This is a genomic window from Pseudomonas sp. NFX71, assembly GCF_048079215.1.
Taxonomy (GTDB): domain Bacteria; phylum Pseudomonadota; class Gammaproteobacteria; order Pseudomonadales; family Pseudomonadaceae; genus Aquipseudomonas; species Aquipseudomonas fluorescens_B.
Genome location: NZ_CP182230.1, coordinates 1,646,406 through 1,671,750 on the forward strand (window position 1 = coordinate 1,646,406; position 25,345 = coordinate 1,671,750).

Consider the following 25,345-nt stretch of genomic DNA (forward strand, 5'->3'; position numbering starts at 1 on the left):
ATTACTTAATAGAACGCACCGCTGTAACAATAAGGCACATATGTTTTAAGGCAATTTAAGTGCCATGGCACAGTTTTAGATAATTGCCTGAATGACATATAACCTACCGGCATTTATATAAATTTATAAATACCGATCGGCTATATATGAAGTTATAACGATTGAACGCGCGGATCAATATCGCGATTCAAGCGCGCGGCGCGTACGCAAACACATCCGCACGCATCTGATGAGCATCCATCCCCGCTTCCACCAGCGCATCCAGCGTGCCGTAGACCATTGCCGGAGAACCGCTGGCGTAGACATGCAGCGCTTTCAAATCCGGGAAATCCTCACACACCGCCTCATGCAGCATCCCGCAGCGCCCCGGCCAGCCACATTGATCGCTGACGACTTTATGCAGGAACAGATTGGGCAGTTTCAGCCATTCATCCCAATGTTCGATCTCATAAAAGTCTTCGGGACGACGCACCCCCCAATACAGATGCACCGGATGCTTGAAGCCCGAAGCCCGGCAATGTTCGATCAGGCTGTGGATCTGGCCCATGCCCGTACCCGCAGCGATCAACACCAACGGCCCATCCGGCAATTCCGCCAGGTGGGTATCACCGAACGGCATTTCGATCCGCACCATCGGATTGCGTTGCAGCTGTTCGATCAGGCTCAGCGCACTGCTTTCGCGCGCCAGTACATGGATTTCCAGATCGCGCCCGCTGTGGGGCGCCGAGGCCAGGGAGAAAGCGGACTTCTCGCCGCTTTCCCGCTCGATCATCAAATACTGACCGGCGTGATAACGCGGCGGCTTGCCCGCCGGTGCGCGCAGGCGCACGCGCCAGGTGTCGCCGCCGACGTCCCTGCACTCAATGACCTGACATGACAAGCTGCGCACCGGCAATTCTCCCTGCGCAAGCACGCCATCCCACAGCACGATGCAGTCTTCCAGCGGCTCTGCTATGCAAGTGTAGAACTCGCCATGGTCGCGCACATCGCCGGCCTGTTCGACCCGTCCTTCCACCAGCAGCGCGGCGCACACGTGGCAATTGCCGTTGCGGCAGCTTTGAGGGCATTCATAGCCCAGACGGCGTGCGCCATCGAGAATCCGCTCGCCGGGCAGAATCTCAAGCACCGCTCCGGAGGGCTGCAAGGTTACACGCATCAATCTATTCCTAACTGATTCCAGATGGCATCGATCCGCTGGGTCACGGCATCATCCTTGACGATCACCCGGCCCCACTCGCGCGTGGTTTCGCCCGGCCATTTATGCGTGGCATCGAGCCCCATTTTCGACCCCAGGCCGGAGACCGGCGAGGCGAAATCGAGGTAGTCGATCGGCGTGTTGTCGATCATCACCGTGTCGCGCTTGGGGTCCATGCGCGTGGTGATGGCCCAGATCACGTCGTTCCAGTCCCGTGCATTGATATCGTCATCCGTGACAATAACGAACTTGGTGTACATGAACTGTCGCAAAAACGACCAGACACCGAGCATTACCCGCTTGGCATGGCCGGGATACGACTTCTTCATGGTCACGATGGCCATGCGGTACGAGCAACCTTCCGGCGGCAGGTAGAAATCGGTGATCTCCGGGAACTGCTTCTGCAGGATCGGCACGAACACTTCGTTCAGCGCCACGCCGAGGATCGCCGGTTCATCCGGCGGACGACCGGTGTAGGTGCTGTGGTAGATCGGTTTGATCCGATGGGTAATGCGCTCGACGGTGAACACCGGGAAGCTGTCGACTTCGTTGTAGTAGCCGGTGTGATCGCCGTAGGGACCTTCGTCGGCCATTTCGCCGGGATGAATCACACCTTCGAGGATGATTTCGGCGGTGGCCGGCACTTGCAGGTCGTTGCCGCGGCACTTCACCAGTTCGGTGCGGTTGCCACGCAGCAGGCCGGCGAACGCGTATTCAGAGAGGCTGTCCGGCACCGGCGTTACGGCGCCGAGAATGGTCGCCGGGTCGGCGCCAAGCGCTACAGACACCGGGAACGGCTGGCCCGGATGCTTCTCGCACCACTCGCGGTAATCCAGCGCGCCGCCACGGTGACTCAGCCAACGCATGATGACCTTATTACGGCCGATCACTTGCTGACGGTAGATGCCGAGGTTCTGGCGGTCCTTGTTCGGACCCTTGGTGACGGTCAGGCCCCAAGTGATCAGCGGGGCGACGTCGCCGGGCCAGCAGGTCTGCACCGGCAGCATCGCGAGATCGACGTCTTCGCCTTCGATGACCACTTCCTGGCACACCGCGTCTTTGACGACCTTGGGCGCCATGGCGATGATCTTGCGGAAGATCGGCAGCTTGGACCAAGCGTCTTTCAGGCCTTTCGGTGGCTCGGGCTCCTTGAGGAACGCCAGAAGCTTGCCGATCTCGCGCAGTTCGCTCACCGCTTCGGCGCCCATGCCCATGGCCACCCGCTCGGGGGTGCCGAACAGGTTGCCCAGAACCGGGATGTCGTAGCCGGTGGGGTTCTCGAACAACAGCGCCGGGCCTTTGGCCCGTAGCGTGCGGTCGCAGACTTCCGTCATCTCCAGCACTGGAGAGACGGGAATCTGGATGCGTTTCAACTCTCCGCGCTGCTCAAGTTGCTGCACGAAATCCCGAAGGTCCTTGAATTTCATTGAAGATGCCACCCCGAAAATAGGCGTACATCCTACCTGCTCTGGCGTTAAAACAGCACGATCAATTGTGATTTGCACCCAGCAGCATCGGCGTAAACAGCGGGCTCAGCCGGGCGCTGCCAGTGTCCGAGAGATGATCCTCATCCTTGTACTTCGAATGCCCATTGACCTCGATGCCGCAGACGTTGTCCGCACACATCAGTGGCGTTGGGTCAATGACGTGCACGCCGGGGTCGGCGGCGCTCATCGAATCGAACAAGCCGCCGAGAAAATGCTGGCGAGCCAGGTGCTCATCGAGCGGGCGCCCCAGTCCGTCGGCCGAACGCCCGATCCGGGCAAGACTCGTCAGCCGGCTGATGGCGCCCTTGCGCTGCAGCGGCACTTCCTTGAACAGCCAGACTTGCGCGCCCGTAGCCCTGATCGCCGCCACCCTCGCTTCGATCGCCGAAGCCATGCGCGCCTCAGCCTGAGCCGTATTGTCGCGGGAGTTAAGCAAGACCTTTTTGTCGCCGTCTTCACGACCGTAAACGTAAAGACTCCAGTTGGATGCCAGCACCACGTCCTTGATCTGCAGGCGACGAACCTGCTCCATGGTCTGTTCGTTGAAGTCCTTGCAGCGCTGGCGCGGGTCATCGCTGAGGACCGGCGGACAGGCGCTCATGCTGTAAAGCCACACCGAGCGACCCTCGCGCCTGGCGCCACTTTCAATGGCTGGCATCAACGCCGCGGCATGGCTATCGCCCCAGACCAGTCGGGTGGCCGGGACCTCCTGATTGCCACCGAGCAGACAGGCCTTGTCGAACGTCTTGTCCTTGGTCACCAGCATGCATTTCATCTGCCCGGCGCGCCATTCCCTGGCCTGCGCATATTCCAGCGCTTTGCCGCTCAGACGCTGGGGGAAACCCTCCTGCGAACGCACGACGGAGCCCGTCACCGCGAGGACAGCCATCGCCATCAAGCCGCCGACCAGCACGGGTTTGCGTCCGGCCAGCAGGCGTTTATCACGGAACGGCAGCTCGACGAAGCGCCAGCTCAACCAGGCCAGGCCCAGCGCCAGCAGTATCCAGCCTGCAGCCTCCCAGGGCTGAATACCGTCGATCGAAATGGCATTGGCATAGACGTAGACCGGCCAATGCCACAGATAGAAGGAATAGGAGAGCAAACCGATCCAGACGAACACGCGAGCACTCAACAGCTGGCCGGCCCAGGTCGAACCCTGCCCGCCCGACCAGATCAGCGCGGTGGCACCGAGTACCGGCAACAACGCTGCCCAGCCTGGAAACACCGTCCCCCGGTCAAACGTGAACACCGCCAGTAGCACAGCCGCCAACCCGGCAGCACCCACAGACTGAGCGAGCCAGGGTCGAACAGCGTGTTTGCGCGCAGGCAGGACCGCGAGCATCGCGCCGCATAACAACTCCCAGGCACGCGTTGGCAGCGAAAAGAAAGTGAAGTCGGGTTTACGATCGATATATGCGATGTTCAGCCCGAAGGAGATCAACAGCACAGCAAACAGCATCCAGCGCCAATGGCGAACATGGCGCATCAACAACACCATCAACAGCGGAAAGAAGATGTAGTACTGCTCCTCAACGGCCAGGGACCAGGTATGAAGCAACGGCTTCAAATCCGACGCCGGCTGGAAGTAACCGTCTTCGCGCATGAACAGAATGTTTGAAATGAACAGCGCCTGATAACGCACCGTCCTCCCCAGCTCGGAGAAGTCCTTGGCGGTCAGCAATAACCAGCCCAGTGCCAGTGTGACCAACAGCACCACGCTCAGCGCCGGAATGATGCGTCGTGCACGGCGCGCCCAGAAATCGACGAAGCTGAAACGCTGCGCACTGATCTCACGGAACAGGATGCTGGTAATCAGGAACCCGGAAATGACAAAGAAAACATCAACGCCAACGAAGCCACCGCTGAACGTGCTGAAACCGAAGTGAAAGAGCACGACCGGAATAACGGCCAGAGCCCGCAAGCCGTCAATGTCACGGCGACTGCCAAATGTATGCATAACGTCCCTTGTCGTATCCGATACAAAACCGATTCGAAAGGGACATCGCGGCGAGGTGAAAGTTATCAATCAAGACACAAATCTCATGCACAAAAAAAAAGCGCCCTGTTCGGGGCGCTCTTTTTTGCAGCGGACTGCGTGTTACTTGCGTTTCATCGACAGGAAGAACTCGTCGTTGGTCTTGGTCGTTTTCAGCTTGTCGACCAGGAACTCGATGGCGGCGATTTCGTCCATCGGGTGCAGCAGCTTGCGCAGGATCCACATGCGCTGCAACTCGTCGTCGGCGGTCAGCAACTCTTCGCGGCGAGTGCCGGAACGGTTGATGTTGATGGCCGGGAAGACGCGTTTTTCAGCGATACGACGATCCAGCGGCAGTTCCATGTTGCCCGTGCCTTTGAATTCTTCGTAGATCACTTCGTCCATCTTCGAACCGGTTTCAACCAGTGCGGTGGCGATGATGGTCAGCGAACCGCCTTCTTCGATGTTCCGCGCAGCGCCGAAGAAACGTTTCGGTTTCTCCAGGGCATGGGCATCGACACCACCGGTGAGCACTTTGCCGGAGCTCGGGATCACGGTGTTGTAGGCGCGAGCCAGACGGGTGATGGAGTCGAGCAGGATCACTACGTCTTTCTTGTGTTCGACCAGGCGCTTGGCCTTCTCGATCACCATTTCGGCAACCTGCACGTGGCGGGTCGGCGGCTCGTCGAACGTCGAGGCAACCACTTCGCCGCGCACGGTGCGCTGCATTTCGGTCACTTCTTCCGGACGTTCGTCGATCAGCAACACGATCAGGTGAACTTCAGGGTTGTTACGTGCGATGTTCGCCGCGATGTTCTGCAGCATGATCGTTTTACCGGCTTTCGGCGGTGCAACGATCAGACCGCGCTGGCCTTTGCCGATCGGGGCGCACAGGTCGATGACACGACCGGTCAAGTCTTCGGTGGAACCGTTGCCGGCTTCCATCTTCATGCGCACGGTCGGGAACAGCGGGGTCAGGTTCTCGAAGAGAATCTTGTTTTTCGCGTTCTCGGGACGATCGTAGTTGATCGTGTCGACCTTGAGCAGCGCGAAATAACGCTCGCCTTCCTTCGGAGGGCGGATCTTGCCAACGATGGTGTCACCGGTGCGCAAGTTGAAGCGGCGGATCTGGCTCGGCGAGACGTAGATATCGTCCGGGCCGGCGAGATAGGAAGCGTCAGCGGAGCGCAGGAAGCCGAAGCCGTCCTGGAGAATCTCCAGCACGCCATCACCGGAGATTTCCTCGCCGCTTTTAGCGTGCTTTTTGAGCAGGGAGAAAATCACGTCCTGCTTGCGCGAACGGGCCATATTTTCTATGCCCATCTGTTCGGCCAATTCGAGCAGTTCGGTAATCGGCTTTTGCTTGAGTTCAGTCAGATTCATATAGGAATGACGTAATCATTTATGGAGGGGGGGAAATTAAGCTTTTGGCTTAATGAGGCCGCGCCGCAGAGAAGGCGACAGGATCGCGTACTTATTCGAAAAGGAGTGCGTCGGCGACGGCTAGCAGGGGGCAATGGAGAAACCAGTGCGGGGCCGAATGTACCACCTGAGTTTCGGAGCGTCTAGCCCTCAATAACGAAAAAGCCCCGCAATATGCGGGGCCTTTTTTCGGACACTTTACAGCGACGCTTAGATGTTGGCGTCGAGGAAAGCCGCCAGTTGCGACTTCGACAGTGCGCCGACCTTGGTCGCTTCAACGTTGCCGTTCTTGAACAGCATCAGGGTCGGGATGCCACGCACGCCATGCTTGGCCGGGGTTTCCTGGTTTTCGTCGATGTTCAGTTTGGCAACGGTCAGCTTGCCTTTGTAGGTTTCAGCAATCTCGTCCAGAACAGGAGCGATCATTTTGCAAGGGCCGCACCATTCAGCCCAGTAGTCGACCAGTACAGCGCCTTCGGCCTTGAGTACGTCGGCCTCGAAGCTAGCGTCGCTAACGTGTTTGATAAGATCGCTGCTCATGGAAGTCTCCAGGTTGTAAGCAAAAAAACGTGGCCCATCATAGCCGCCCTTCCTTCGTTCAGGAAGGTGCAGATGATTGAGTCTCGCTATGGTGGTGCATGAGTTTGGGTATAGCTCAAGTCAGGACGTGGCGGGAGCAACGAAGGCAATCCCGGTGCGCAGGGCGGCGTTGCGCACATGTTCGTGCATGGCCTTCTGCGCCGCGCCGGACGAGCGCCGGGCCAGCGCGCGGAGTATTTTACGATGCTCCTGCCAGGTTTCCATGGCTCGCTCTGCCCGGATGAACGGTAGCTTCTGGCTCTCCAGAAAGATGTCGGCGCTGGCGCTGAGAATGCTCAGCATCGCCTGATTGCCGCTGGCCAGCAGGATGCGCCGGTGGAATTCGAAGTCCAGGCGTGCCGCCGCCTCAAAATCGCCCACCTTCAATTCATTGCGCATCGCAGCGACGTTGTCCTCCAAAGCATCGAGCTCATCGGTGCTCAACGTCACTGCAGCCAGCCCGGCGGCAAAACCTTCAAGGGCATAGCGCAACTGGAAGATGTCCAGCGGCGAAGCCTGGGCCGCGAACGGCCAGCCCGGCGTCGCATCGAATCGCGGCAATTCCACCGGTGCCTGCACGAACACGCCCTTGCCCGGCTGAATGCTGATCACACCCAACGCACTCAATGACGACAACGCCTCGCGCAACGACGCCCGACTCACCCCCAACTGCACCGCCAGGTCACGTTGCGAGGGCAAGGCATCCCCCGGCCCGAATCCTTGCTCGGCGATCAATTTGCGGATGGCTTGCAGCGCCACTTCAGGTACGGCTCGGGAGATCGAGTTCATGGTTTTCAGACGAACCAGGCGAATGAGCGGCTAGTTTTAAAGCTATTCGCGGCGCCCGGCAAGTCGTGCCCCACCGGGGTTCGGCGATGACCAACGATGCGCTATCGGAGTGCGAAACGCTGCGCGACTGTTCAGACCAGTAAGACCGTACAACGCCAGCAAAACCGTGGCTTCGCACCGCTAAACCCCGATGTTGGCATGGCCCGTGCTCTGTCGATCCGCAGAAATCATTCCTCGCCGATCCGGAGATTTGCCATGACCCTGCGTTACAGCGCCCTCCTCGCTTCCCTGTTTGCCAGCCTGATGCTGAGCCAGATGCCCGCCCACGCCGACGGCCTGGACGAGGTGGTCAAGCGCGGCGTCCTCAAGGTGGCCGTGCCTCAGGACTTCCCGCCGTTCGGCTCGGTCGGTCCGGACATGAAACCCCGCGGCCTCGATATCGACACCGCGAAACTGCTGGCCGACCAGCTCCAGGTCAAACTTGAGCTGACGCCGGTCAACAGCACCAACCGCATCCCGTTCCTCACCACCGGTAAAGTCGACCTGGTGATTTCCAGCCTCGGCAAGAACCCCGAGCGCGAGAAAGTCATCGATTTTTCCAGCGCCTATGCGCCGTTCTACCTCGCTGTGTTCGGCCCGCCGGACGCCGATATCAAAGGCCTGGACGACCTCAAGGGCAAAACCGTCAGCGTCACCCGTGGCGCCATCGAAGACATCGAGCTGACCAAGGTTGCCCCCGAAGGCGTGACCATCAAGCGCTTCGAGGACAACAACTCGACCATCGCCGCCTACCTCGCCGGCCAGGTCGACCTGATCGCCAGCGGCAACGTGGTGATGGTGGCGATCAGCGAGAAAAACCCGAAACGCGTGCCGGCACTGAAAGTGAAGCTCAAGGATTCGCCGGTCTACGTGGGTGTGAACAAGAACGAGCCGGCGTTGCTGGGCAAGGTCAATCAGATCCTCGCCACTGCCAAGACCGACGGCGCGCTGGAAAAGAATTCACAGACCTGGCTCAAAGAGCCGCTGCCGGCCGATCTCTGATCGTCGCTCGGGAGACTCGATATGTCTTATCAGTTCGACTTCATACCGGTGGTGCAAAACACCGACCTGCTGTTGCGCGGTGCGCTGTTCACCCTTGAACTGACGGCCATCGGCGCGGTGCTCGGCGTGGGCCTGGGCATCGTCGGGGCGCTGGTGCGGGCCTGGAACATCCGCCCGTTCTCGGCGATTTTCGGGGTCTACGTCGAGTTGATCCGCAACACGCCGTTTCTGGTGCAGCTGTTTTTCATCTTCTTCGGTTTGCCATCGCTGGGCGTGCAGATTTCCGAATGGCAGGCCGCGGAGCTGGCCATGGTGGTCAACCTCGGGGCTTATTCCACCGAGATCATCCGCGCTGGCATTCAAGCGATTCCCCGTGGGCAACTGGAAGCCGCTGCAGCGTTGGCGATGACCCGGCTCGAAGCCTTCCGCCACGTGATCCTGCTGCCAGCGCTGGGCAAAGTGTGGCCGGCGCTGAGCAGCCAGATCATCATCGTCATGCTCGGCTCGGCGGTCTGCTCGCAGATCGCCACCGAAGAACTGAGTTTTGCCGCCAACTTCATTCAGTCGCGCAACTTCCGCGCCTTTGAAACCTATGCCCTGACCACATTGCTTTACCTGTGCATGGCGCTGCTGATCCGTCAGTTACTGAACTGGATCGGCCGTCGCTACATAGCAAGGAGCGGCCAATGAGCGATTTCACCTTCTGGGACATCGTGCGCAACCTGCTCACAGGCCTGCAATGGACGCTGGCGCTGTCGCTGGTGGCGTTTATCGGCGGCGGGTTGATCGGCTTGCTGATCATGGTCATGCGCATCTCAAAGAAAGCCCTGCCGCGCAGTTTCGCCCGCACCTACATCGAGCTGTTTCAGGGCACGCCGCTGTTGATGCAGCTGTTTCTGGTGTTCTTCGGTGTGGCATTGGCCGGCCTGGAGATTTCGCCGTGGATGGCAGCGGCGATAGCCCTGACGCTGTTCACCAGCGCTTACCTGGCGGAGATCTGGCGCGGTTGCGTCGAGTCTATCCCCCACGGTCAGTGGGAAGCCTCGTCAAGCCTGGCACTCAACCCGCTGGAGCAACTGCGCTACGTGATCCTGCCACAAGCCTTGCGCATCGCCGTGGCACCGACCGTGGGCTTCTCGGTGCAAGTGGTCAAAGGCACCGCCGTGACCTCGATCATCGGCTTCACCGAGCTGACCAAGACCGGCGGCATGCTCGCCAACGCAACCTTCGAACCGTTCATGGTCTACGGCCTCGTGGCCCTCGGTTACTTCCTGCTCTGCTACCCCTTGTCCCTCAGTGCGCGCTACCTGGAAAGGAGACTGCATGCCTCTGCTTAGAATTTCCGCCCTGCATAAATATTACGGCGACCACCATGTGCTCAAAGGCATCGACCTGAGCGTCGAGGAAGGCCAGGTGGTGGCGATCATCGGCCGCAGCGGCTCGGGCAAATCGACGTTGCTGCGCACGTTGAATGGCCTAGAGTCGATCAACGACGGGGTCATCGAAGTCGATGGCGAATACCTCGATGCCGCCCGCGCCGACCTGCGCAGCCTGCGGCAGAAAGTCGGGATGGTGTTTCAGCAGTTCAACCTGTTCCCGCACCTGACCGTGGGCGAAAACGTGATGCTCGCGCCCCAGGTGGTACAGAAAGTGCCCAAGGCCAGAGCGGCGGAGTTGGCGCGGGAGATGCTGGAACGGGTCGGGCTCGGCGAGAAGTTTGATGCCTTCCCGGATCGGCTGTCCGGCGGGCAACAACAGCGCGTGGCGATTGCCCGTGCGCTGGCGATGTCACCCAAGGTGTTGCTGTGTGACGAGATCACCTCGGCGCTGGACCCGGAATTGGTCAATGAGGTGCTGAGCGTGGTTCGGCAATTGGCCAAAGAGGGTATGACGCTGATCATGGTCACCCATGAAATGCGCTTTGCCCGGGAGGTTGGGGATAAGTTGGTGTTCATGCATCTGGGGAAGGTGCATGAGGTCGGGGATCCGAAGATTCTGTTCGCGAATCCGCAGACGGCGGAGCTGGCGAATTTCATTGGTACTGTGGAAGCGACAGCCTGAAAGCTCTTTAAGGTCTGTGATGGCCTCATCGCGGGCTTGCCCGCGATTGACCGCGCTGCGGTCATCTACAGGGTTGCGCAGGATCAAGGGTTTGAACACTGCGCGTTGGCGTCAGCGTTTGATCGTGGCACGATGTCTGGGTTATCGACCGAGACCCCCTGACCATGCCGCAATCCCAAGCCAAGAATCTGTCCCTGATCGCCGCAATCGACCTGGGCTCCAACAGCTTTCACATGGTCGTGGCCAAGGCCCAGAACGGCGAAATCCGTATTCTCGAGCGTCTCGGGGAGAAGGTCCAGCTGGCCGCGGGCATCGACGAAGAGCGCCAGCTCAGTGAAGAATCCATGCAGCGCGGGCTCGATTGCCTCAAGCGCTTCGCCCAACTGATCAACGGTATGCCCCAGGGCGCCGTGCGGATCGTCGGCACCAACGCCCTGCGTGAAGCCCGCAACCGCAACGAATTCATCCACCGCGCCGAAGAAATCCTCGGTCACCCGGTAGAAGTCATCTCCGGCCGTGAAGAAGCGCGCCTGATCTACCTCGGTGTGTCCCACACCCTCGCCGACACCCCGGGCAAGCGCCTGGTGGCCGACATCGGCGGCGGCAGTACTGAATTCATCATCGGCCAGCGCTTCGAACCGCTGCTGCGCGAAAGCCTGCAAATGGGTTGCGTCAGCTACACCCAGCGCTATTTCAAGGACGGCAAGATCACCCCGGCCCGCTACGCCCAGGCGTACACGGCGGCGCGGCTGGAGATCATGAGCATTGAACACGCCCTGCACCGCCTGACCTGGGATGAAGCCATCGGCTCCTCGGGCACCATCCGCGCCATCGGCCTGGCGCTGAAGGCCGGCGGTCATGGCTCGGGCGAGGTCAACGCCCAGGGCCTGGCCTGGCTCAAGCGCAAGCTGATCAAACTCGGCGACGTCGAGAAAATCGACTTCGAGGGCATCAAGCCTGACCGCCGGGCGATTTTCCCGGCCGGCCTGGCCATTCTCGAAGCAATCTTCGATGCCCTCGAACTCCAGCGCATGGACCACTGTGAAGGCGCCCTGCGCGAAGGCGTGCTCTATGACCTGCTGGGCCGTCATCATCATGAAGACGTCCGTGAGCGCACGCTCAGCTCGCTGATGGAGCGTTACCACGTCGATCTGGAGCAAGCGGCGCGGGTCGAGCGCAAGGCGCTGCATGCCTTCGATCAGGTGGCCGAGGATTGGGATCTGGATGACGGCGTCTGGCGCGAGTTGCTGGGCTGGGCCGCCAAGGTCCATGAAGTGGGCCTGGACATCGCTCACTATCAGTATCACAAACACGGTTCGTACCTGATCGAGCACTCGGACCTTGCCGGGTTCTCCCGCGAAGACCAATTGATGCTCGCGCTACTGGTGCGCGGCCACCGCCGCAATATTCCCAAGGACCGGTTTGCCGATTTTGGCGACGATGGCATCAAGCTGATTCGCCTGTGCGTACTGCTGCGCTTTGCGATCCTGTTCCATCACATCCGCGGCACCCAGGAAATGCCTCAGGTGGTGTTGCACGCCAATGGCCACAGCCTGGATGTGCAGTTCCCGGAGAACTGGCTGGACGAAAACCAGCTGACCCAGGCCGACTTCGCCCTGGAAGCGGAGTGGCTGACGCGGGTCGGTTTCACCCTGAACGTCCGCTAAAAACCCGGAGCGAACACAATCCCTGTGGCGAGGGAGCTTGCTCCCGCTGGGGTGCGAAGCGCCCCCAAAAGAGGGACTGCTGCGCAGTCCAGCGGGAGCAAGCTCCCTCGCCACAGGCATCTCGCTACAAACAAAAATGGCGATCCGCAGGGATCGCCATTTTTTATGCAGCGTGCAGGGTCAACGCACAGCCAGAATCGGACTGCCCAACCGCTCCAGCAACGTGGCCTGCGCACTGCGCGGGTTCTGGTTGCCGGTTGGCGTGTTGCGGATGTAACGACCGTCCGCCTGCAGGCTCCAGCTGTGAGTATTGTCGGTCAGGTAAAGCTCCAGCTCTTTCTTGACCCGCATGATCAGCTTCTTGCCTTCCACCGGGAAGCAAGTCTCGACGCGCTTGTCGAGGTTGCGCTCCATCCAATCGGCACTGGACAGGAACATCTGCTCGTCACCGCCATTCAAGAAGTAGAAGACTCGCGTGTGCTCCAGGAAGCGACCGATGATCGAGCGCACGTGGATGTTGTGCGAAACCCCGGCGATGCCTGGACGCAGGCAGCACATGCCACGCACCACCAGATCGATGCGCACGCCTGACTGGCTGGCCTTGTACAACGCACGGATGATCTTCGGATCGGTCAGCGAGTTGAACTTGGCGATGATATGCGCCGGTTTGCCATCGAGGGCGAACTGAGTCTCACGGGCAATCATGTCGAGCATGCCCTTCTTCAACGTGAACGGCGCGTGCAGCAGCTTCTTCATGCGCAGGGTCTTGCCCATGCCGATCAGCTGGCTGAACAGTTTGCCGACGTCTTCGCACAAGGCGTCATCGGAGGTCAGCAAGCTGTAGTCGGTGTACAAACGGGCGTTGGCGGCGTGGTAGTTACCCGTACCCAAGTGGGCGTAACGCACAATCTCGCCGGCCTCGCGACGCAGGATCAGCATCATCTTGGCGTGGGTCTTGAAGCCGACCACGCCGTAGATCACCACCGCACCGGCCGCCTGCAGACGGCTGGCCAGTTGCAGGTTGGACTCTTCGTCGAACCGCGCACGCAATTCGATCACCGCAGTGACTTCCTTGCCGTTACGCGCCGCATCCACCAGCGCATCAACGATTTCCGAGTTGGCGCCGGAGCGGTACAGCGTCTGACGGACCGCCAGTACATGCGGGTCCTTGGCAGCCTGGCGCAGCAAATCGACGACAGGCGTAAACGACTCGAACGGGTGCAGCAGCAGGATGTCCTGCTTGCTGATCACGCTGAAAATGTTCTCGCTGTTCTGCAGCAGTTTCGGGATCTGCGGCGTGAACGGCAGGTATTGCAGCTCGCGCTGACTGTCGAGGCCGGTGATGCTGAACAGACGGGTCAGGTTGACCGGGCCGTTGACCTGGTACAACTCGGTCTCGTGCAGGTTGAACTGCTTGAGCAAGTAATCGGACAGGTGTTTCGGGCAGGTATCGGCCACTTCCAGGCGTACCGCGTCACCGTAGCGACGGGAGAACAGTTCGCCGCGCAGGGCGCGGGCCAGGTCTTCCACGTCTTCGGTGTCGACGGCCAGGTCGGCGTTTCGGGTCAGGCGGAACTGGTAGCAGCCCTTGACCTTCATGCCCTGGAACAGGTCATCGGCGTGCGCGTGGATCATCGACGACAGGAATACATAGTTGTCGCCAGTGCCGCCGACTTCTTCCGGGACCTTGATGATACGAGGCAACAGACGCGGCGCCGGGATGATCGCCAGACCGGAATCGCGACCGAAGGCGTCGATGCCTTCGAGCTCGACGATAAAGTTCAGGCTCTTGTTCACCAGCAACGGGAACGGGTGCGTCGGGTCGAGGCCGATCGGGGTGATGATCGGCGCGATCTCGTCGCGAAAATAACGGCGAACCCAGGTCTTGAGCTTAGTGGTCCAGTAACGGCGACGGATGAAGCGGACCTGATGTTTCTCCAGTTCCGGCAACAGAATGTCGTTGAGGATCGCGTACTGGCGGTCTACGTAACCGTGCACCAGTTCGCTGATCCGGGCCAGGGCCTGGTGCGGTTGCAGACCATCGGCGCCGGCCTGTTCACGGGCGAAGGTGATCTGCTTCTTGAGGCCGGCCACACGAATTTCGAAGAACTCGTCCAGGTTGCTGGAGAAAATCAGCAGGAACTTCAGCCGCTCCAGCAACGGGTAGGACTCATCCAGCGCCTGTTCCAGTACGCGGATATTGAACTGCAGTTGCGAGAGCTCGCGATGGATGTACAGGCTGCTGTCATCCAGGCCTGGAACGACAATCGCTGGCGCCGCCGGCGCGGTTTCGACCACCACCGCGGGCGGAGCAGGCTCCAGCACCGGCGGGGTTTCGGCGATCTGCTCCACCACAGGTTGAGCCTCTTGTACTGCAACTTCAGTGAGTCCTTCGGTATTCATCGAATGTTCCTGGGAGGGCTATTTTTGCTCTCGTAACAGTTGAGCAGCACGAACGGCAAAGTAAGTCAGGATGCCATCAGCGCCTGCACGTTTAAAAGCGGTCAGGGATTCGAGGATAACCCCTTCGCTCAACCAGCCATTCTGGATCGCCGCCATGTGCATGGCGTATTCACCGCTGACCTGATAGACAAAGGTCGGCACTTTGAATTCTTCCTTGACCCGGTAAAGGATGTCCAGGTACGGCATGCCTGGCTTGACCATGACCATGTCCGCGCCTTCTGACAAGTCCGCCGCCACTTCGTGCAGGGCTTCGTTGCTGTTGGCCGGGTCCATCTGATAGGAGGCCTTGTTGGCCTTGCCCAGGTTCAGCGCCGACCCCACCGCATCGCGGAACGGGCCGTAATAGGCGCTGGCGTACTTCGCCGAATAGGCCATGATCCGCACGTTGACGTGATCGGCCAGTTCAAGGGCTTCGCGGATCGCCTGGATGCGACCGTCCATCATGTCCGACGGGGCCACCACCTGAGCGCCGGCTTCGGCGTGGGACAGGGCCTGCCTGACCAGCGCATCGACGGTGATGTCGTTCTGCACATAGCCTTCTTCGTCGAGGATGCCGTCCTGACCGTGGGTGGTGAACGGGTCCAGCGCGACGTCGGTGATCACGCCCAGTTCAGGGAACTGCGCACGCAGCGCGCGGGTGGCGCGCTGGGCAATGCCCTCGGGATTCCAGGCTTCGGCAGCGTCCAGCGACTTGAGTTCGGGCGGCGTGACCGGGAACAGCGCCACGGCCGGAATGCCCAGCTCGACCCACTTGGCCGCTTCTTCCAGCAACAGGTCGATGGTCAGGCGTTCAACGCCAGGCATCGAGGCCACCGCTTCACGACGGTTTTCACCCTCGAGCACGAACACCGGCAGGATCAGGTCATCGACGGTCAGGACGTTTTCACGTACCAGTCGACGCGAAAAATCATCACGTCGGTTACGACGCAGACGGGTTCCTGGGAACAAACGGTTGGCGGGGGTAAAGCTCACGGCAGACTCCTGAGCCCGCGCTAACGGGCGAGCGTGACAGTTATAAGCGGCCATTATGACCAACGTATTACAGTTATGTGCACCCCTGTGACAGGTAGTCGCATTCCATTGTCCTTGTAGGAAATGTTCACGTCGAGACACATTTGGACACTTTCATGAATGTGCACGAAGGGTTAGGCTGCGCGTTCATTTCGCCAGCACCCAGACAATGCTCCAACAACTTCTGCATGACTTCGGCTACTTTGCCCTTTTTCTCGGCACGTTCTTCGAAGGCGAAACCATTCTGGTGCTCGCGGGCTTCCTCGCGTTCCGTGGATACATGGACATCAACCTGGTGGTGGTCGTGGCTTTTTTCGGCAGCTATGCCGGCGATCAGCTGTGGTACTTCCTGGGACGCAAGCACGGCCGCAAGCTGCTGGCGCGCAAGCCACGCTGGCAGTTGATGGGTGATCGGGCGCTGGAGCACATCCGCAGGCATCCGGACATCTGGGTGCTGAGCTTCCGCTTTGTCTACGGTTTGCGCACGGTGATGCCGGTGGCGATCGGCCTGTCAGGCTATCCGCCAGGACGTTACTTGCTGCTGAACGGGATTGGTGCCGCGATCTGGGCAAGCGCCCTGGCCGCCGCCGCCTATCACTTCGGCGCGGTGCTCGAAGGCATGCTGGGCAGCGTCAAGAAGTACGAGCTATGGGTGCTCGGCGCCCTGCTGGTGCTGGGCGTCGTGCTGTGGTTGCGCCGACGCTTCAAGAACGCCCGTCTGGCGAAGCAGGTCTACGCCGACGAGCAGGCCTTGAAAGCCGAACAGGCCAAGGCCGCCGAGGTCAAGACGCCAACCGAGTGATGCGGTTTCTGCAACAGTAGAGACCGATCCCGCTGAGCAGGCTGTAACTCAGCAGGCCGACCCAGCCCACCGCGCTGGCCGGCCACAGCCCCACCAGCGGCGCCAGCCACACCAGCGGCACATTCGATGCCAGGCGCAGCAGCTCCAGCTTCAACGCCCACGGGCGATTCTCCAGGGCCACGCCCAACGTAAACAAACCCAAGGCCACCGCACTCCAGCCGAGCACCAATGCGGAGGTCGGCAGATGCGGCTCGAAGTTCATCAAGTAGCTGCCCAGCGCGATGTAGACGCAGAACTGCAACAGGACGTAAACCTGCTGACGCCCATCCAGCGGTACTTCGAATTTGCGAAACTGACTCAGGTCCGGTTTGTTCATCGGGTACTTTTGCGCCACGTCCGCCGGCCGCCAACCGGTGCGCATGAACCAGATCCGCAGCTTGTCCCAGGTGCTTTCAGCCCGCCGCGCGTCCTCCCAGAGCTGCGCGTAAACCTGCACGTTTGCCCATAACGGATTCCAGCTCGCCAGTGGCGTGGTCACGCCGAAAATCACCGGCTCGTTGTCGTCTTCTTCCTGGAACGAGCCAAACAGACGGTCCCAAATTATGAACACCCCGCCGTAGTTGCGATCCATGTAGAGAGCGTTCTGTGCATGGTGGGCCCGATGATTGGAAGGTGTGACGAAGAACCACTCGAACCAGCCGAGCTTGGGAATGTGCCGCGTATGCACCCAGAATTGGTACAGCAGATTCAACGCGGCGACGCTGATGAACACCAGCAGCGGCACGCCGAGCACGGCCATCGGCAGGTAGAAAATCCAGCTCAGCAGAAACCCGGTACTGGTCTGGCGCAACGCTGTGGAGAGGTTGTAGTCCTCGCTCTGGTGATGCACCGAATGCGCTGCCCAGAGGATATTGCGTTCGTGACCCATGCGATGCAGCCAGTAGTAGCAGAAGTCATAGAGGACAAAGGCAAACACCCAGACCCAGACACTGTCGGCCGAGAGCTCGAACAGTGCCAGGTGCTTGAGGGCAAATGCGTACGTCACCAGCCCCACACCCTTGGTCAACAGGCCCGTCGTGGTGGACAGCACGCCGGTGCTGATGCTGTTGATCGCGTCGGCCACCCGATAATTGCTCACCCCGCGCCAGCGGTCGGCCAGCAGTTCGACGGCAATCAGCACAAAGAAGAACGGCACCGCATACAGAATGAAGTCCATGACGCGCCCTGATCGGAATCTTGAGGACAGATCCTATGTTTAGCCGCGAATTAACCCTATGGCAACGAGTGACAAATTAGTGGACATTTAACGCCATGAATCTGGAGAAAAACCCATGAGCAAAAAAATTGCAGTGATCCTTTCCGGCTGTGGCGTCTACGACGGCGCCGAGATCCACGAGAGTGTGATCACCCTCCTGCGCCTGGACCAGCGTGGCGCTCAGGTGCAGTGCTTTGCCCCCAACATCGCACAGCTGCATGTGATCAACCACCTGACTGGCGAAGAGATGCCCGAATCACGCAATGTGCTGGTGGAGTCGGCGCGGATCGCCCGGGGCAATATCAAGGATCTCCGTGAAGCCGACGTCGAAGACTTCGACGCGCTGATCGTGCCCGGTGGTTTTGGCGCGGCGAAAAACCTGTCGAACTTCGCGATCGAAGGCGCCGGCTGCACCGTTCAACCGGAAGTCCTGGCGCTGGCTGAAGCGTTTGCCGAAGCGGGTAAACCGGTCGGGCTGATCTGCATCTCCCCGGCACTGGCCGCGAAGATCTATGGGCCGGGCGTGACCTGTACCATCGGCAACGATACCGACACTGCCGCTGCGATGAACAAAATGGGCGCGACCCACACGGACTGCGCGGTGACTGACATCGTTGAAGACAAGGCGCGCAAACTGGTGAGCACGCCGGCGTACATGCTGGCGCAATCGATCAGCGAAGCCGCGTCCGGCATCAACAAACTGGTCGACCGCGTCCTCGAACTGACCCACGAAAACGACGCCTGACGGATGGCATAAGGAGCTTTTGTGGCGAGGGAGCTTGCTCCCGCTCGTTTTGGGTCTGCTTCGCACCCCAGCGGGAGCAAGCTCCCTCGCCACAGGAACAGGGTCCGTTCAGGGCTTGCGCGTTAGCCGCGTAAGAATCCGGTCCAGCGCATTGGCAAACGCCTGCTTCTCCCGCTCGCCAAACGGTGCCGGCCCGCCGCTCATCTGCCCCTGTTCACGCAAGTCGGTGAACAGGTTGCGCACCGCCAGCCGATCACCCATGTTCTGCGCGTCGAACTCCTTGCCCCGCGGGTCCAGCGCTGCAACGCCTTTTTTCACTAGCCGGTCGGCCAGTGGCACGTCGCTGCAGATCACCAGCTCGCCGGGCACCGCGTGCTCCACCAGATAGTCGTCCGCCGCATCCGGGCCACTCGGCACCACAATCAGCTTCACCAGCGCCAACCCAGGCTTGATCTGCGGCTGCCCCGCCACCAGCACCACTTCGAACTGACGCTTGAGGGCGAACTTAACCACCAGATCCTTGGCCGCCCGAGGGCAGGCGTCGGCATCGATCCACACACGCATTGGGTTTGACCTCTCCAAAAAAATCGCGAGCAGGCTCGCTCCCACAGGTTATACGCCATCCTGTGGGAGCGAGCCTGCTCGCGATTGTGAGCGCAGCGAATGCTTTCAAGAAACAGACACCCGCCGCTTCTCCGCCATCCAGCTACGCCCATACAACACAATGATCGCAATGATCGCCACCGCCTGAGCACTCAGCGAATACGCATCAGCATGGATGCCCAGCCAGTCGAACTCAAAGAACGGCACCGGCCGCGTGCCGAAGATACCGGCTTCCTGCAATGCCTTCACGCCGTGACCGGCAAACACCACCGACAGTGCGCACAGCAACCCGGCATTGATGCTGAAGAACAGCGACAGCGGCAGTTTCGCCGAGCCCCGCAGGATCACCCACGCCAGGCCCACCAGCAGCACCAGCGCCGTGGCACCGCCAGCCAATACCGCGTTATGCCCCGCTGGTCCCGCCTGCAACCACAAGGTCTCGTAGAACAGGATCACCTCAAACAACTCGCGATACACCGAGAAAAACGCCAGCGTCGCAAAGCCGAAACGTCCCCCGCCGCCCACCAGGCTGCTCTTGATGTAATCCTGCCAGGCCGCTGCGTGGCGACGGTCGTGCATCCACACGCCGAGCCAGAGCACCATAACCGCGGCGAACAACGCCGTCGCGCCTTCCAGCAATTCACGCTGCGAGCCGCTGACGTCGATCACAAACGCCGCCAGCGCCCATGTTGCCAGACCGGCCACCAGCGCCAGGCCCCAACCGACGTTGACACTGCGCACCGCCGATTGCTGGCCAGTGTTGCGCAGGAACGCAAGGATCGCCGCCAGCACCAGAATCGCTTCCAGACCTTCGCGCAACAGAATCAGCAGACCGGAAATGTAGCTCAGGGACCAGCTCAAACCATCACTGCCGAGCAGGCTGGCAGATTCTTTCAACCTGGCTTTGGCCGCGTCCAGACGTTTCTGGACCTCGGCCACCGGCAGGCCGTCCTGCAACGACTGACGGTAAGCCATCAGGGATTTTTCAGTGTCTTTGCGCACGTTGGCGTCGACATTGTCCAGGGAGCTTTCGACCAGCTCGAAACCTTCCAGGTACGCCGCTACCGACAGGTCATAGGCCTGATCGTGATCGCCGGCGCGATAGGCCGCGACGCTTTTGTCCAGTGTTGCAGCGGTGTAGTCGAGCAATTGCGCCGGGCCACGCTTGACCTGCGGCGGTTGCGAACGCTGGGCGCGGAAGGTCGCTGCCGCTTGCGGGCCTTCGGCGGCCAGCACTTCCGCCGGGGTCTGACGGGCGAGGTCGGCGATGTTGTAGGTTTTATCGGATGTTGCCGCGGCCGGATCAGCACTGAAACTGGCGATGTAAGTGGCGAGGTCCCAACGCTGACGGTCGTCCAACTGATCGGCGAAGGCTGGCATGTCGGTGCCTTCCACGCCCATCCCCAAGGTGTTGTAGATCGCGTAGAGGCTCAATCGGTCCTGGCGCGCGACATCGCGCAGATTGGCCGGCGGCGGCGTCAGACCGACACCGGCCGGGCCATCGCCGGCCCCGGCATCGCCATGGCAGACCGAACAATGCTGGGCGTACAGCGGCGCCCCCCGGGTCGGGTCCGGCGTAATGATCGGCGCCTGACTGACTTCATAAGCCACGGCCAGCTTCGCTCCCAGCTGCCGAGCCTGCCGGGCGACGTCTGCGCCGTTCTGACGAGCGGCGATGGCGCTGTGCAGCGTGCTGACGCCCTGCTCCAACCCAGCCTTTTCCGCTTTGTCCGGCATGGCGGCGATCAAGCCTTGCAACACCTTGGTAAATTCCAGTTGCTCGCGGTACTCGGATTCATTGATGACCTTGCCCGCTTGTACCGATTGCGGGTAGTCCGCACCGATGTAATCGAGCAAATGCAGCGCTTGCGGCGCGCCTTCCACGGTGTCGGCCAGCAGATGGGAACTGCACAAGGCAAACAGTGGCAACACCAGCCAGGCCAGGAAACGGGACGGGGCAGTCATGAATGAATCTCAATTGGAAATACGAAGTAACACATTGTTCACTTCGAATGACTTTCGCTCAAGCTTTGTTGTGTGAAACGCCGCATGAAGCCTCGATTTTCGTCGCTGCCCGATGATGGCACTTTCTATAAAAACGCAACTAAAAAGCCATTACGTAGCCACCATCCCTGTTTATAATGCCGCGCCTGTAATTGATCGACATGGCACTCAAGCTCCTCTGCTCATGAGGAATTGGCAGGACGCCCGTCTGCGCCGATAGGTCTCAACAGCCCGACCAGCAAGCACGGCTGCATACATTCAGGGAAGAAGTACTATGGCCTCCCGCGCCTTAACCTTGATCGCGCTCAGCGCTGTCACTTTGCTCTCCGGCTGTTCGGCATTCCGCAACTACGACTCGGAACTCGCACAAACCAACCAGCAGCTGGCTTCCGGCAATGTCGACGCCGCGCTGACCCTGCTGGAAAAGAACAACACCGGCGAAGACAAGGACCTGCTGTATTACTTCGAGAAAGGTGAACTGCTGCGCGCCAAGGGCGACTTGTCCGGCAGCCAGAACGCCTGGACCAGCGCCGATACGGTGGTCGGCCAGTGGGAAGACGCGGTCAAGCTGGATACCGGCAAGTACCTCGCTCAGTTCGGCAGCTTCCTGGTGAACGACAAGGTCCGTCGCTACGAAGGCTACGACTACGAAAAAGTCATGCTGACCACGCAAATGGCCCTGAACCTGCTGGCCGTGAATGACTTCGACGGCGCGCGCACCGCGATCAAGAAAACCCACGAACGTGAAGCGGTGATCGCCGACCTGCGCGACAAGGAATACCTCAAGAGCGAAGAGGAAGCCGAGAAAGAAGGCATCAAGACCGAATACAAGGACCTGCAGGGTTACCCGGTCGCCAGCCTCGATGCGCCGGAAGTGGTCGGCCTGAAAAACAGCTACCAGAGTGCGTTCAGCCATTACCTGGCCGGCTTCGTCTATGAAGCCCTGGGTGAAAAAGACCTGGCCGCGCCGGGTTATCGCAAAGCGGCCGAACTGCGCCCGAACACCCCACTGCTGGAACAGGCACTGAAAGACCTCGACAAGAAAAACGCCAAGGACGAGGACAGCGACATCCTGATCGTCGTGCAAAGCGGTCTGGCGCCAGCCCGGGATTCGATCCGCGTGCCCCTGCCTCTGCCGATCAGCGGCAATGTGGTGATCACCCCGCTGTCGTTCCCGATCATCAAGCCTGATACCTCCACCGCCACGCTCGCCCAGATCGGCGTGGACGGCCAGCAGCTCAACCTGACGCAACTCAACAGCATCACCGCCATGTCCCGCCGCGCGCTGCGTGACGACATGCCGGGCATCATCGTGCGCACCACCGTACGCGCCGTAACCAAAGGCATCGCGCAGAAGAAAATCAACGAAACCAACCCGCTCGCGGGACTGGCGGTCGGTATCACTTCAGCCGTGCTCGAGGGTGCCGATACCCGTACGTGGCGCACGCTGCCGGACAACACCCAGGTGGTGCGCCTGCGCCTGAAGAAAGGCGAGCACCAGGTCACGCTGCCAAGTGCGGTCGGCGGTTCGGTGGTCAAGGTCACCGTCGATCAACGCTATCAGGTCATCAGCCTGCGTGCCGTGGGCAACCAGGTGTTTGCCAGCGGCCTGGCGGCTCACGTCGTCTCGAGCAGCACCCCGACGGCTGTGGCCAGCCTCAAACAACCTTAAGAACGGAGTCTTTACATGCGTTTCAAACTCATCGCTGTCGTCGCCCTGGCCTTGCTGGCCGGTTGCGCCACACCGCCGCCACCTGAGCCAGGCAGCGCCGCCAGCAAAGTCGTGGCCATGGGCAAGTTGAAGAACATTGTGGTGGGCGCCATGCGCGTCGCCCGGGAAAACGGCTTCATGACGGTCAATGTGCAGCTGAGCAACACCAGCTTCAACAACAAGACCTTCTACTACCGCTTTGCCTGGCTCGGCCCAGAAGGCTTCCCGATTGCCGAAGAAGAAACCTGGAAAAGCCAGATGATGTACGGCGAGCAGACCAGTTTCATCCAGGCCATCGCGCCCACCGCCAAAGCCGTGGATTTCCGCCTCGAAATCAAAACGCCTTAACACCCTATTCGATCAGTTTTAGAGAGCATTCCCATGTTTGCACGTTTTTCGTTCATCGCCGTTATCGCCCTGCTGGCCAGCGGTTGCGCCAATACCTCGCCTACCCTGGGCAGCAAAAACATCAGCTACGGCGACACCAAGGCCGTGGAAACCGTGACCAACGAGTTCGGCTCCACCGACCTGCAGATGATTGCCGAGTCCATGACCCGCTCCCTGGCACAGTCCGGCATTCTGCAAGGTCGTCCGGTGGTTCAGGTCTACGACGTGAAGAACAAGACCAGCGAATACATCGACACCCGTGAAATCACCACCAGCATCAAGACCCAGCTGATGAAGTCCGGCACCGCCCGTTTCGCCAGCGACAACACCGCGATGCAAAGCCAGGTTGACCAGCTGAAGCTGCAAAACCAGAGCGGCCTGTACAAGAAAGCCACTGTGGCCAAGACCGGCAACATGATCGCCGCCAAATACCGTCTTGAAGGTTCGATCAGCTCCATCGTCAAGCGCAGCAGCGACTACAAGGACGTCTTCTACAAATTCAGCCTGCAATTGATCGACGTTGAAAGCGGTCTGGCCGAGTGGATGGACGAGAAAGAGATCCGCAAGACCACGGAGCGTTAATCGATGCGCGCATGGATTGGCATGATGGCCCTGGCTTGTGCGTTCAGCGCGCAGGCGGCCCCGAAAGTCGCGGTAACGGACCTGGCGTATCAGGAGCGAGTGGAACAATACATCCACATCGTTTCGGCCCAGAGCAATCACCGCGAGAGTTACTACAGCGCCAGCGGTTCTTCGAGCTACAACGAAATCGAGGCCACCTACAGCTACATCGAGCAAGGTGAATTGCGTAAATTCACTGGCGACATCAAGGGCGAGATATTGCGCACCGGCATGTTTCAGCTGGTGCAAGGCACGCCGTATACCGCCTCGTCCAAGGGTGATGTCTATGACGTGATCAAACGGATCAAGGCCGGCAACTTCAAGGGTGCCGACTATGTGCTGTTCGGCACCGTGTCGGACATTGATTTCACGCGCGACGTGACCGAGCTGGCCAACACCGACAGCCATTCGGCCGTGTTGGGCCTGACCCTGGTGGCGGACTTCAGCCTGATCAACACCCGGACTTTTGAAATCACCTCGGCGTTCACAGCGATGGGCGAAGGTCAGGACACCAAACTGGTGAATGGCCGGGACATCAAGGTTTCGCTGAACCGCCCACGGGTGGTTCGTGACGTGTCCAAGGCGCTGGGTGAAGACGTGGCCGGGCAGTTGAGCCAACAACTCGGTGGCGGTGGTTACGAGCAGCCGGGGCAAGCCCCGTTGCGCAACAACTTGCCACGGGATACGGCGCCGGTGATTTTGCGCTGAATCCCGGCTGCCCCAGTGTGGCGAGGGAGCTTGCTCCCGCTGGGCTGCGAAGCGGTCCCAACCTCATGCAAGCGCTTCGCACTTGAGCGCGAGCAATGGGTTTGCGACAAACTAAAAAGGCGACCTCGCGAGGTCGCCTTTTTTGTGGTTGCGAGCTTTAAACCGCGGCTTTGCGCAGCGTCGCCATGAACGCCGCCGCGCCAATAAACAGCCCGGCAAAGGTGCGGTTCATGCGTTTTTGCTGCTTGGGCGTGCGCAACAAGCGCAGCACCTTGGACGCCAACCCGGTGTAACCGGCCATGACAATCAGATCCACACAGACCATGGTCACGCCGATGATCAGGTACTGAGCCAGCAGCGGCGCATGCGGGTCAATGAACTGCGGCAATACCGCGAGCATGAACACCAGGGCCTTGGGGTTGCTGATGTTGACCAGAAAACCGCGGAACACCAGCGCCATCGGCTTGCCGATCTGGCGCACGGCCGCGTCGTCACTCATGTCGCTCGGCAGCGCGCGCCATTGCTTGATCGCAAGATAAACCAGGTACGCCACGCCGAACCATTTGATCGCATAAAACGCAGTGGCCGATGCCGTGAGAATCGCGCCAACACCGGCACCGACAATCGCGATCTGCACCGCCAGGCCCAATTGCAGGCCCAGGGCATTCCAGTAACCGCGCCAGAAACCGTATTGCAGACCGCTGGACATCGACGCAATGGCGCCGGCACCGGGAGACAGGCTGATCACCCAGCAGGCGGCAAAAAACGCCAGCCATGTTTGAAGCTCCATCGCACACCTCGACTCAGACTCGTGACAGA

At 60.2% G+C, this 25,345-nt stretch carries 23 protein-coding genes; 11 read left to right on the forward strand and 12 right to left on the reverse strand.

Features of this window, described 5'->3' with window-relative positions; genetic code table 11:
• Positions 1-187 precede the first annotated feature (187 nt).
• From ACM1ZW_RS07630 to ACM1ZW_RS07655, 6 genes are all read right to left on the reverse strand, one after another.
• Positions 188-1,156 carry a CDP-6-deoxy-delta-3,4-glucoseen reductase gene (locus tag ACM1ZW_RS07630; protein WP_017341400.1) on the reverse strand — a complete coding sequence of 323 codons (969 nt, stop codon included), beginning with the start codon at positions 1,154-1,156 and terminating at the stop codon, positions 188-190.
• The gene (gene ubiD, locus ACM1ZW_RS07635) at positions 1,156-2,622 is read right to left on the reverse strand and encodes a 4-hydroxy-3-polyprenylbenzoate decarboxylase (protein WP_017341401.1); all 1,467 of its coding nucleotides are present in this window, start codon (positions 2,620-2,622) and stop codon (positions 1,156-1,158) included. Before ubiD ends, ACM1ZW_RS07630 begins: the two co-directional genes overlap by 1 nt.
• A 61-nt stretch (positions 2,623-2,683) precedes the next feature.
• A complete protein-coding gene (locus tag ACM1ZW_RS07640; RefSeq protein WP_416740373.1) occupies positions 2,684-4,639 on the reverse strand; it encodes an acyltransferase family protein in 1,956 nt (651 codons plus the stop codon).
• 141 nt (positions 4,640-4,780) lie between these two features.
• A complete protein-coding gene (rho, locus tag ACM1ZW_RS07645; protein ID WP_007942421.1) occupies positions 4,781-6,040 on the reverse strand; it encodes a transcription termination factor Rho in 1,260 nt (419 codons plus the stop codon).
• 249 nt (positions 6,041-6,289) lie between these two features.
• Complete coding sequence (trxA, locus tag ACM1ZW_RS07650) at positions 6,290-6,619, reverse strand: thioredoxin TrxA (protein ID WP_003206727.1); 330 nt, start codon at positions 6,617-6,619, stop codon at positions 6,290-6,292.
• 120 nt (positions 6,620-6,739) lie between these two features.
• Positions 6,740-7,447: a FadR/GntR family transcriptional regulator gene (locus tag ACM1ZW_RS07655; RefSeq protein ID WP_017341403.1), complete on the reverse strand. Its 708-nt coding sequence runs from the start codon at positions 7,445-7,447 to the stop codon at positions 6,740-6,742.
• 255 nt (positions 7,448-7,702) lie between these two features.
• Here ACM1ZW_RS07655 and ACM1ZW_RS07660 point away from each other — a divergent pair, with 255 nt between their 5' ends.
• The 5 genes from ACM1ZW_RS07660 (at position 7,703) to ppx (ending at position 12,216) form a co-directional block, all read left to right on the forward strand.
• The gene (locus ACM1ZW_RS07660) at positions 7,703-8,488 is read left to right on the forward strand and encodes a transporter substrate-binding domain-containing protein (RefSeq protein ID WP_416740374.1); all 786 of its coding nucleotides are present in this window, start codon (positions 7,703-7,705) and stop codon (positions 8,486-8,488) included.
• Positions 8,489-8,509: 21 nt separating this feature from the next.
• Positions 8,510-9,178 (forward strand): amino acid ABC transporter permease, encoded by a 669-nt coding sequence (locus tag ACM1ZW_RS07665; protein ID WP_416740375.1) that lies wholly within the window; start codon positions 8,510-8,512, stop codon positions 9,176-9,178.
• Positions 9,175-9,825 carry an amino acid ABC transporter permease gene (locus ACM1ZW_RS07670; RefSeq protein WP_017341406.1) on the forward strand — a complete coding sequence of 217 codons (651 nt, stop codon included), beginning with the start codon at positions 9,175-9,177 and terminating at the stop codon, positions 9,823-9,825. Before ACM1ZW_RS07665 ends, ACM1ZW_RS07670 begins: the two co-directional genes overlap by 4 nt.
• Positions 9,812-10,549, forward strand: coding sequence for an amino acid ABC transporter ATP-binding protein (locus ACM1ZW_RS07675; protein WP_017341407.1), 738 nt, complete (start codon positions 9,812-9,814; stop codon positions 10,547-10,549). The genes ACM1ZW_RS07670 and ACM1ZW_RS07675 overlap by 14 nt, the downstream gene beginning before the upstream one ends.
• 164 nt (positions 10,550-10,713) lie before the next feature.
• On the forward strand, positions 10,714-12,216 hold the full coding sequence (ppx, locus tag ACM1ZW_RS07680) for an exopolyphosphatase (RefSeq protein WP_017341408.1): 1,503 nt from the start codon (positions 10,714-10,716) through the stop codon (positions 12,214-12,216).
• 180 nt (positions 12,217-12,396) lie between these two features.
• Here the strand turns inward: ppx and ppk1 are convergent, their stop codons facing one another.
• Positions 12,397-14,619 (reverse strand): polyphosphate kinase 1, encoded by a 2,223-nt coding sequence (gene ppk1, locus ACM1ZW_RS07685; protein WP_416740376.1) that lies wholly within the window; start codon positions 14,617-14,619, stop codon positions 12,397-12,399.
• 18 nt (positions 14,620-14,637) lie between these two features.
• Positions 14,638-15,651 (reverse strand): porphobilinogen synthase, encoded by a 1,014-nt coding sequence (gene hemB, locus ACM1ZW_RS07690; RefSeq protein ID WP_017341410.1) that lies wholly within the window; start codon positions 15,649-15,651, stop codon positions 14,638-14,640.
• A gap of 208 nt (positions 15,652-15,859) precedes the next feature.
• On the opposite strand from hemB, the gene ACM1ZW_RS07695 reads away from it, so the two are divergent.
• Positions 15,860-16,492: a DedA family protein gene (locus ACM1ZW_RS07695; protein WP_414877931.1), complete on the forward strand. Its 633-nt coding sequence runs from the start codon at positions 15,860-15,862 to the stop codon at positions 16,490-16,492.
• Here ACM1ZW_RS07695 and ACM1ZW_RS07700 read toward each other — a convergent pair.
• Positions 16,473-17,708 (reverse strand): sterol desaturase family protein, encoded by a 1,236-nt coding sequence (locus ACM1ZW_RS07700; RefSeq protein ID WP_416740377.1) that lies wholly within the window; start codon positions 17,706-17,708, stop codon positions 16,473-16,475. The genes ACM1ZW_RS07695 and ACM1ZW_RS07700 overlap by 20 nt on opposite strands.
• Positions 17,709-17,823: 115 nt before the next feature.
• On the opposite strand from ACM1ZW_RS07700, the gene elbB reads away from it, so the two are divergent.
• Complete coding sequence (gene elbB, locus ACM1ZW_RS07705; protein WP_017341413.1) at positions 17,824-18,492, forward strand: isoprenoid biosynthesis glyoxalase ElbB; 669 nt, start codon at positions 17,824-17,826, stop codon at positions 18,490-18,492.
• Between the two features lie 108 nt (positions 18,493-18,600).
• Here elbB and ACM1ZW_RS07710 read toward each other — a convergent pair whose 3' ends face one another.
• Both ACM1ZW_RS07710 and ACM1ZW_RS07715 read right to left on the reverse strand, forming a co-directional pair.
• The gene (locus tag ACM1ZW_RS07710; RefSeq protein ID WP_017341414.1) at positions 18,601-19,056 is read right to left on the reverse strand and encodes a YaiI/YqxD family protein; all 456 of its coding nucleotides are present in this window, start codon (positions 19,054-19,056) and stop codon (positions 18,601-18,603) included.
• 105 nt (positions 19,057-19,161) lie between these two features.
• Positions 19,162-21,060 (reverse strand): FTR1 family protein, encoded by a 1,899-nt coding sequence (locus tag ACM1ZW_RS07715; protein ID WP_416740378.1) that lies wholly within the window; start codon positions 21,058-21,060, stop codon positions 19,162-19,164.
• A gap of 313 nt (positions 21,061-21,373) precedes the next feature.
• Between ACM1ZW_RS07715 and ACM1ZW_RS07720 the strand changes: the two genes are divergently transcribed.
• The 4 genes from ACM1ZW_RS07720 to ACM1ZW_RS07735 are packed head-to-tail and all read left to right on the forward strand — an operon-like array spanning position 21,374 to position 24,526.
• Positions 21,374-22,771 carry a COG3014 family protein gene (locus ACM1ZW_RS07720; RefSeq protein ID WP_017341416.1) on the forward strand — a complete coding sequence of 466 codons (1,398 nt, stop codon included), beginning with the start codon at positions 21,374-21,376 and terminating at the stop codon, positions 22,769-22,771.
• 15 nt (positions 22,772-22,786) lie between these two features.
• Entirely contained in the window at positions 22,787-23,158 is a 372-nt protein-coding gene (locus ACM1ZW_RS07725) for a YcfL family protein (protein WP_017341417.1), read from the forward strand.
• A gap of 33 nt (positions 23,159-23,191) precedes the next feature.
• Positions 23,192-23,779, forward strand: a complete 588-nt coding sequence (lpoB, locus tag ACM1ZW_RS07730; RefSeq protein WP_017341418.1) for a penicillin-binding protein activator LpoB — start codon at positions 23,192-23,194, stop codon at positions 23,777-23,779.
• A 3-nt stretch (positions 23,780-23,782) separates the two neighbouring features.
• Positions 23,783-24,526: a hypothetical protein gene (locus ACM1ZW_RS07735; RefSeq protein ID WP_017341419.1), complete on the forward strand. Its 744-nt coding sequence runs from the start codon at positions 23,783-23,785 to the stop codon at positions 24,524-24,526.
• Between the two features lie 157 nt (positions 24,527-24,683).
• Here ACM1ZW_RS07735 and rhtB read toward each other — a convergent pair whose 3' ends face one another.
• Entirely contained in the window at positions 24,684-25,316 is a 633-nt protein-coding gene (gene rhtB / locus ACM1ZW_RS07740) for a homoserine/homoserine lactone efflux protein (protein ID WP_017341420.1), read from the reverse strand.
• Between the last annotated feature and the right edge of the window lie 29 nt (positions 25,317-25,345).

Excerpts from the sequence above, each read along its gene's own strand:
- ACM1ZW_RS07660 (WP_416740374.1), top strand. The coding sequence starts at position 7,703 with ATGACCCTGCGTTACAGCGCCCTCCTCGCTTCCCTGTTTGCCAGCCTG.
- trxA (WP_003206727.1), bottom strand. The coding sequence starts at position 6,619 with ATGAGCAGCGATCTTATCAAACACGTTAGCGACGCTAGCTTCGAGGCC.
- ubiD (WP_017341401.1), bottom strand. The coding sequence starts at position 2,622 with ATGAAATTCAAGGACCTTCGGGATTTCGTGCAGCAACTTGAGCAGCGC.
- ppk1 (WP_416740376.1), bottom strand. The coding sequence starts at position 14,619 with ATGAATACCGAAGGACTCACTGAAGTTGCAGTACAAGAGGCTCAACCT.
- ACM1ZW_RS07735 (WP_017341419.1), top strand. The coding sequence starts at position 23,783 with ATGCGCGCATGGATTGGCATGATGGCCCTGGCTTGTGCGTTCAGCGCG.
- ACM1ZW_RS07715 (WP_416740378.1), bottom strand. The coding sequence starts at position 21,060 with ATGACTGCCCCGTCCCGTTTCCTGGCCTGGCTGGTGTTGCCACTGTTT.
- ACM1ZW_RS07665 (WP_416740375.1), top strand. The coding sequence starts at position 8,510 with ATGTCTTATCAGTTCGACTTCATACCGGTGGTGCAAAACACCGACCTG.
- ACM1ZW_RS07640 (WP_416740373.1), bottom strand. The coding sequence starts at position 4,639 with ATGCATACATTTGGCAGTCGCCGTGACATTGACGGCTTGCGGGCTCTG.
- rho (WP_007942421.1), bottom strand. The coding sequence starts at position 6,040 with ATGAATCTGACTGAACTCAAGCAAAAGCCGATTACCGAACTGCTCGAA.
- ACM1ZW_RS07675 (WP_017341407.1), top strand. The coding sequence starts at position 9,812 with ATGCCTCTGCTTAGAATTTCCGCCCTGCATAAATATTACGGCGACCAC.
- ppx (WP_017341408.1), top strand. The coding sequence starts at position 10,714 with ATGCCGCAATCCCAAGCCAAGAATCTGTCCCTGATCGCCGCAATCGAC.
- ACM1ZW_RS07710 (WP_017341414.1), bottom strand. The coding sequence starts at position 19,056 with ATGCGTGTGTGGATCGATGCCGACGCCTGCCCTCGGGCGGCCAAGGAT.
- rhtB (WP_017341420.1), bottom strand. The coding sequence starts at position 25,316 with ATGGAGCTTCAAACATGGCTGGCGTTTTTTGCCGCCTGCTGGGTGATC.
- ACM1ZW_RS07670 (WP_017341406.1), top strand. The coding sequence starts at position 9,175 with ATGAGCGATTTCACCTTCTGGGACATCGTGCGCAACCTGCTCACAGGC.
- ACM1ZW_RS07630 (WP_017341400.1), bottom strand. The coding sequence starts at position 1,156 with ATGCGTGTAACCTTGCAGCCCTCCGGAGCGGTGCTTGAGATTCTGCCC.
- elbB (WP_017341413.1), top strand. The coding sequence starts at position 17,824 with ATGAGCAAAAAAATTGCAGTGATCCTTTCCGGCTGTGGCGTCTACGAC.
- ACM1ZW_RS07720 (WP_017341416.1), top strand. The coding sequence starts at position 21,374 with ATGGCCTCCCGCGCCTTAACCTTGATCGCGCTCAGCGCTGTCACTTTG.
- ACM1ZW_RS07725 (WP_017341417.1), top strand. The coding sequence starts at position 22,787 with ATGCGTTTCAAACTCATCGCTGTCGTCGCCCTGGCCTTGCTGGCCGGT.
- ACM1ZW_RS07655 (WP_017341403.1), bottom strand. The coding sequence starts at position 7,447 with ATGAACTCGATCTCCCGAGCCGTACCTGAAGTGGCGCTGCAAGCCATC.
- ACM1ZW_RS07695 (WP_414877931.1), top strand. The coding sequence starts at position 15,860 with ATGCTCCAACAACTTCTGCATGACTTCGGCTACTTTGCCCTTTTTCTC.
- lpoB (WP_017341418.1), top strand. The coding sequence starts at position 23,192 with ATGTTTGCACGTTTTTCGTTCATCGCCGTTATCGCCCTGCTGGCCAGC.
- ACM1ZW_RS07700 (WP_416740377.1), bottom strand. The coding sequence starts at position 17,708 with ATGGACTTCATTCTGTATGCGGTGCCGTTCTTCTTTGTGCTGATTGCC.